Source organism: Metallosphaera javensis (ex Hofmann et al. 2022) (assembly GCF_022064045.1).
Lineage (GTDB): Archaea > Thermoproteota > Thermoprotei_A > Sulfolobales > Sulfolobaceae > Metallosphaera > Metallosphaera javensis.
Genome location: NZ_JAKNCW010000069.1, coordinates 1 through 274, shown reverse-complemented (window position 1 = coordinate 274; position 274 = coordinate 1). Strand labels below are relative to the sequence as shown.

Sequence of the window (274 nt, the reverse complement as noted above, 5' to 3'; positions counted from 1 at the left end):
GCCCGCCTGGATGCACTGGAGAGCGAGGTCCGGTTGCTGCTGGACAGCCACGAGATCTGGACCTCGCCCGAGGCCGACCACTGAAGGCCCGGACTCAGTGCCCGGCCCGGAAGGCCGAGGGGGTCTGCCCGGTGGCACGCAGAAAGGCGCGGCGGAAGCTGCGCGCATCCGAATAGCCCAGCCGCTCCGCGATGTCCTCGGTGGTCTCGCCCGCCAGCAAGGCACGGCGCGCCGCCTTCATGCGCGACTGCTCGGCCAGGACCGCGTACTGCAC

1 protein-coding gene is annotated in these 274 nt (G+C 71.5%); it reads right to left on the bottom strand.

Annotated features, from left to right (window positions below; translation table 11 throughout):
* Window positions 1–94: 94 nt before the first annotated feature.
* Window positions 95–274, bottom strand: a 180-nt coding sequence (locus L3N51_RS12430) for a helix-turn-helix domain-containing protein (protein ID WP_238027524.1), incomplete at its 5' end; no start/stop codon positions are given.